The organism is Caldalkalibacillus thermarum, assembly GCF_014644735.1.
GTDB classification, from domain to species: Bacteria; Bacillota; Bacilli; order Caldalkalibacillales; family Caldalkalibacillaceae; genus Caldalkalibacillus; species Caldalkalibacillus thermarum.
Map to the genome: position 1 here is coordinate 88529 of NZ_BMKZ01000006.1, position 6275 is coordinate 94803.

Annotated in this window: 5 protein-coding genes and 1 pseudogene; 1 reads left to right on the forward strand and 5 read right to left on the reverse strand. The window is 46.4% G+C overall.

Features of this window, described 5'->3' with window-relative positions; genetic code table 11:
• Positions 1–17: 17 nt before the first annotated feature.
• The 4 genes from IEW48_RS04000 to IEW48_RS04015 all read right to left on the reverse strand — a co-directional run bounded on the left by IEW48_RS04000 (position 18) and on the right by IEW48_RS04015 (position 5281).
• On the reverse strand, positions 18–1397 hold the full coding sequence (locus tag IEW48_RS04000) for a YjiH family protein (RefSeq protein ID WP_371874813.1): 1380 nt from the start codon (positions 1395–1397) through the stop codon (positions 18–20).
• A 36-nt stretch (positions 1398–1433) separates the two neighbouring features.
• A complete protein-coding gene (locus IEW48_RS04005; RefSeq protein ID WP_188622677.1) occupies positions 1434–2753 on the reverse strand; it encodes an aspartate aminotransferase family protein in 1320 nt (439 codons plus the stop codon).
• A 71-nt stretch (positions 2754–2824) separates the two neighbouring features.
• Positions 2825–3814, reverse strand: a complete 990-nt coding sequence (speB, locus tag IEW48_RS04010) for an agmatinase (protein WP_188622678.1) — start codon at positions 3812–3814, stop codon at positions 2825–2827.
• Positions 3815–3862: 48 nt separating this feature from the next.
• Entirely contained in the window at positions 3863–5281 is a 1419-nt protein-coding gene (locus IEW48_RS04015) for a sigma-54 interaction domain-containing protein (protein ID WP_229703932.1), read from the reverse strand.
• Positions 5282–5510: 229 nt separating this feature from the next.
• On the opposite strand from IEW48_RS04015, the pseudogene IEW48_RS04020 reads away from it, so the two are divergent.
• Positions 5511–5642 (forward strand): annotated as a pseudogene (locus tag IEW48_RS04020) (IS256 family transposase); the annotation flags it as partial.
• Between the two features lie 70 nt (positions 5643–5712).
• On the opposite strand, the gene IEW48_RS04025 reads toward IEW48_RS04020, so the two are convergent.
• A partial coding sequence (locus IEW48_RS04025) for a transposase (protein ID WP_188622679.1) occupies positions 5713–6275 on the reverse strand: 563 nt, incomplete at its 5' end.

Sequence of the window (6275 nt, forward strand, 5' to 3'; positions counted from 1 at the left end):
TTTAATTTGCGAACTATTTAGAAAAAGAAGACATGAGCCATTATGGCCACAACCGGAAGAGTGATCAAGGTTCGTTCAATAAAGATGATGACCAGATCCAGAAAAGTAACAGGGAGATTAGAGCGCAAAATCAAAATCCCGATCTCTGACATATAGATCAACTGTGTCAGGGACAGACAGGCAATTACAAAGCGGGTCAGTTCACTTTCAATGCCGCTGCCTATCACTGCCGGGAGAAACATATCGGCAAAACCAACCACCAGGGCTTGGGCAGCCTGAGCAGCTTCAGGAATTTGCAAGAGATTTAAAATTGGAATTAATGGATAAGCCACATAGTGAAAGATGGGGGTATATTCAGCAATGATCAGCGCAAGCGTACCTAAAAACATCACCAGCGGCAACAAACCAAACCAAATGTCCAATACATTGCCGATTCCTCTTTTGACCATTTCTCCAGCACTTTTAACCTGGGCCGCTTTTTCTAGTGCCTTCTCTAACCCCCATTTGACATAAGAGACCCCTTCTGGGACCTGTTCATCAATTTGCTTGCCCACTGGCTCATAATACGTATCCTCCTTACGGGACAAAGGAGGAATTCGGGGCATAATGATCGCTGCTATTACCCCTGCCACTACGACGGTCACATAAAATGGAACAAACATATGACCCAAGCCTATAAAGTTGATCACCACCAAACTAAACGCAATCGAAGCAATGGAAAAATTGGTGGCGATGACGGCCGCTTCCCGTTGGCTGTAAAAGCCGCCATCATATTGTTTCATGGTGACCAAAACACCAACCGTTCCACTTCCCATCCAAGAAGCCAAACAATCGATAGACGAACGTCCGGGAAGCGTAAACAACGGTTTCATCACTCTGCGCAACAGAGTACCGATAAACTCCATTAAACCAAACTCAATCAACAAGGGTAACAACAGGCCGGCAAACAGAAACCAAGTCGTTAAAACCGGAATAAGATCATACAAGACAACACCACCTGTATAATCTGACCATATAAACTCTGGCCCAACTTGATAAAGGGTCATCACACCGAAGCTGAAACCAAAAATGCGCATCACCAGCCAAAAGGGGCCAACATCAAACAATCCTTTCCAAAAGGGACTGTTCAGCACCAAAGCAGGCTTAAATACCTTGGTTAAAATGCCAAGCACAGCTGACATTCCCAGCACAACAACCATAAATTCAGACAGGTGATCAGCAAACAGATTTTGAACATAACTGGCCAGGATTCCCACACCAATGGTAATTTGACCCTCATATTTAATAGGTGTCAGAAAGAGTAAAATACCAAAAATGGAAGGGATTATGAATTTCCAATATTCCGTCTCTTTAGACTGTGTTGACATTTGAGGCGTCATCTCTTTGGGTTCCATCATTTTTTACCTCCTTAATGGGTGTGTGAGCCCTGTTTATCAGGGCTCACTTCTGACCTCACAAGCCGTAATGGCTTCTTCCAGGACCCTTAACCCCTCGTCAATCTGCTGGCGATTAATCGTTAATGGTGGCATCATCCGGATCACCTCACCAGCATTTCCACATAAGTAGAACAATACGCCTGATTGCAAAGCACGGTTCAAGATGTTTAACACCCGCTTTCCGTCCGGCTGGCCGCTCACCGGGTCTTGTATTTCAATCCCGATCATTAATCCGATCCCCCTCACATCGGCAATGGAGGAATATTTCTCCTGCATATGCCTCAACTTTTGTAAGGCATAATGCCCCATCTGTTTGGCGTTGTCCAAAAGCTGTTCCTCCTTCATCACCTTTAGTGACGCCAAAGCCGCTGCACAGGCCAGCGGATTTCCCCCGAATGTGGTTCCATGGGTGCCGAGTGGCCATTGTTTCATCAACTTTTCAGAGGCAACTGTGGCACTCAGTGGCAAACCGGCCGCAATCCCTTTGGCAATGGCCATAATATCAGGCTTGACTCCAAATGTCTGAGCAGCAAACCATTCCCCTGTCCGTCCAAACCCGGTTTGTACTTCATCAAAGATGAGTAAGATGTCATACCGGTCACAAATTTCTCTTAATCGCCTTAACCAACGACAGGGAGGCACCACATAACCGCCTTCTCCCTGCACCGGCTCCACAATGACACACGCCACTTCATCAGGGCTAATCTGGTGTTTAAACAGGGTAGCAAAATCGTCTTCCAGCTTATCCGCCCAATATACATCCGGTTCCATATCTCTGGGCGTTTGACGCACATTCGGATAGGGTAATTGATAGGTGAGCCATGATGGTTGAAGAAACCGCCGATACTTACTTTTGGATGTGGACACACTTAACGAACCAATGGTACGCCCGTGGAAACAACCTAGAAACGAGATCACGTACGGACGCTGGGTCACATACTTAGCCAACTTAATAGCCCCTTCAATTGCCTCTGTACCGCTGTTAGCGAAGAAAAAACAATTCAGATCATCCGGTGTGATTTTGCCGAGTTCCTCCGCCAGACGTAAGATGGATTCATAGATGATCACGCCAGATGGACCATGTAAGAGCTGATCAGCTTCTGCTTTAACCGCTGCTACCACTTTAGGATGACGGTGCCCCACATTTTCCACTGCAATTCCTGAGGTGAAATCAAGATATTTTTTTCCATCCGCACCATAATAGTAGCAGCCTTCAGCCTTAACCACCGGCAAATTAGGGTGATCCTTGGCCATACTTGGAGCCAAAAGACGCCCGCGCTCCCTGACCAGTTGCAACCAGGATTGAGTCGTTTTCATTGTCCGTCGCCTCCATCACCATTAACTCAGTATGTCCTACTGGTTCAGCTCTTTTGACGCACGTCCTGCGGTTACGTTGCTTTTTGCTTCTGCATTTGGGCTGCTTTATCGGCATTAAGCCGGCGATTAATAGCCACCAGGGTGATCATTTCATACATCACATTGGCGGCTGCTGCAGCGGTAATTTGGCTGGGATCAAAAGCAGGCAGCACCTCTACACAATCAAAGCCGACAATATTTAAACCTTTCAAGCCCCGGATTAAGTGCAGCCCGTCCCGGACAGAAGGCCCTGCTACTTCTGGGGTTCCTGTTCCCGGTGCATACACGGGATCAAAGAAATCAATATCAAAGGTGACGAAAACAGGACGATCCTTCACCCGTTCATGAATAATGTCCACCATCTGCCCGGCACCCAGTTCAAACAGTTCTTCACTGGAGAAAACCGCAAATCCCAGCTCGCGGGCGACCTCCAAATCAGTGGAATCATATAAGGGACCGCGGATCCCGATCTGGATGGAAGCTGAGGGATCAATAATCTCTTCTTCCACAGCACGCTTAAAAGGTGTACCGTGCATATACTTTTCACCGAAATAGCTGTCCCAAGTATCACTGTGGGCATCAAACTGGATCAAAGCCAATGGGCCATACACTTGAGCTGCGGCGCGCAACTCAGCCAAGGTAATGGAATGATCACCTCCCATGGCAATGGGGATAATGCCTCTGTTGAAAATGGGCAGCATCTGCTCCACAATACGCTCATAGGATTGTTTAATGTACCCTGGAGCAACGACAAGGTCTCCGTAATCCACTCCGGAAACAAGATCAAAGATGGCCGTGTTTTGCTCTACGTTAAAGGGCCTGAGCAAGATGGAAAAATCCCGGATGGCCTGCGGACCGAACCGGGCCCCAACCCGAAACGAAGCACCGGTGTCAAAGGGAATGCCGGTGACAACAAAATCCATGTTATCATCCAGCTCTTCTTTATAAGGCAGGCGCATAAAGGTACGCGGTCCTGTAAAGCGGGGGGATTGGGATGAATCTTTTGGTTCATAGACAGCCATGAACAGTTCCTCCTTTCACCCCTTAAACATGCAAATTCTGTGCCAAAATCATTTCCTTATTCCATACTTTTTTAATTTTCTTACCACAGAAGGCTGGCTTATGCCCAGCATACGGGCCATTTCTACCGTTGTACGACAGGTTTGGCTGGCCTTTAACAGCAGTTGCTTTTCCACTTCTTCCAAAATAGCCGGCAAAGGTTTGTGCTCAGCCAGCATATGTTCAATGCCCATGAGACCAGGCTCAGTCTGAGAACGCTGGTAATTTTCCGGCAAGTCTTCTAGCTTAATAAGAGAGGAAGAAGAAGTAACCACCAGCCGTTCAATCAGATTCTCAAGTTCGCGCACATTACCTTTCCAAGGGTGATCCAACAGTTGTTGAACCACTTTTTCATCCACTTGGCGATAACGGCCGTGCTTACGACTATACTTATCCACAAAAAAACGGATCAAAGCTAAAACGTCCTCTGGACGTTCACGCAACGGGGGGATATGAATAGGCACAACATTGAGGCGGAAAAAGAGATCCTGCCGGAACTGTTTTTCTTTCACAGCCTGCTCCAGATCCCGGTTAGTGGCCGCAATCAGGCGAATGTCTACAGAGATTGGCTTACGCCCACCTACTCTGTAAAATTGTTGCTCCTGAATAAATTTAAGCAGCTTTACTTGCAATAAAGATGAAAGCTCTCCCACTTCATCCAGAAACAAGGTTCCACCATGAGCCAGCTCGGCAAAACCGGGCTTCCCTTTGCTTTTGGCCCCTGTAAACGCCCCTCCGTCATAGCCAAAGAACTCCGACTCAAACAAAGACTCCGGAATGGCGCTGCAGTTCACCTCAATAAACGGGCCGTCTCTGCGTGCGCTGTGCTTATGAATCCAACGGGCAATAGCGGACTTTCCCACACCCGACTCCCCTAGCAACAAAACCGTAACATCTACTTCGGCCACTTTCTTCGCTGCTTTTAGCACTTGCATCATGGCTGTGCTTTCCGCCACCAAACCATTTACTCGCAGCGTTTGATCCCTTAACAAGGCCAGCTCACTTTTCACCCTGGCCATCTCTTCTTCCATTTCATCCAGATGTTCCTTAATTTTGATCAGTTCCGTCACATCATAGGAATAGCTGACCACGAAAACAATCTCACCGGAGGGATGAAAGACTGGAATGCCTGTCACAAGCAGCTTCTTGCCGGTCCGGCTGGTTTGCACCAGCGTCACTTTTTCCTTTCTTTTCAACACTTCCGGTGTGATTGCCGGCCTGAACACCCCTTCTTTCTCCAGATCATATACATTGCGGCCGATCAGCTGTTCCGAATCGGTTCCGTACTGGGCTCCGCACGCTTGACTCACTTTTACGATTTTGCCAGTCGTATCTGTCACCAATAAATCTTCCTGCAATGAATACAAAATAGCTTCTTCCATACTCCATTCCTTCAGGCCTCTATCCTTATACATCCCCTTCAGCTGCATGTACCTCTCACCCTTTTATTCAAAACTGAATAATAAATAATTCCCAAAGCTTCATTGTGATTGGTTTTAACCTTTTTTAACCTTTACAATACTTTTTATTCATTATAGAATAATTATTTATTTCTGAATAGAGTTGGACGACTATGCAAATTTACAATTGTTGATTGTACATATAAAAAACTGTCCCGTCACATATATCGAGGGACAGTTTTTTATGCTCTATCCATAATTAGAAGCCGCTGAAAAAATCGTGTATTTGACCATTCAAGATTTTAATGAGAAATGGGCAGGGCGAAAGTTGCGAGGATTTGCCGAAGCGCAGGAAGCCCTCGAGCGAATGTTTGAAGAACGTTATCATTAACTAAATAGGGATTGCTGAAAAAGTTTCATTTTTTAAGTTTTAACTTGCTCAATTTAAGTTTCTTGGTAGACTATTTTTTTCTTGAAGACGTAAGTAAAACCATATAGCAAAAAAAGACAAAAAGAGAGCGTAACCAGTGCCATAAGTTCATTGTAAAATACTGTAAACTAATCGCTGTTTCACTGGTCTCTGGTAAGCGAGTATATATGCGATCAAGTCCATAACAGCGCTTGCCTTCACCAAACTTACCTTCAGCTTTATTCCGTTCGCAAGCATCTTGACGTGCCAGTTTCTTAAGTTCAGGTTGGACCTCTTTGGCAGGACGACCGAGGGGTGGTCCACTCAGACGAATTCCTCGTGCCTGGCAATACCGACGGTTTTCACGTGTCCGATATAGCTGATCAGCAATCACAGCTTCTGGATAGCAACCAAAGCGGGCACGATAAGCCTCGACAGAGGCTTGCAATGTGTTGCCTTCATGGAAGTTGTCCCAGCTTATGTGTTCGATCAGGGTGTATCCCTCGATGACACTGATAACCACCTTGGCCCCAAATTCAACTGGTGCTTTCGCTTTGCCCCGCACAATAGGACGAACATGGGGTTGTTCAATGCTGACAATGCGGTCCTCAATCC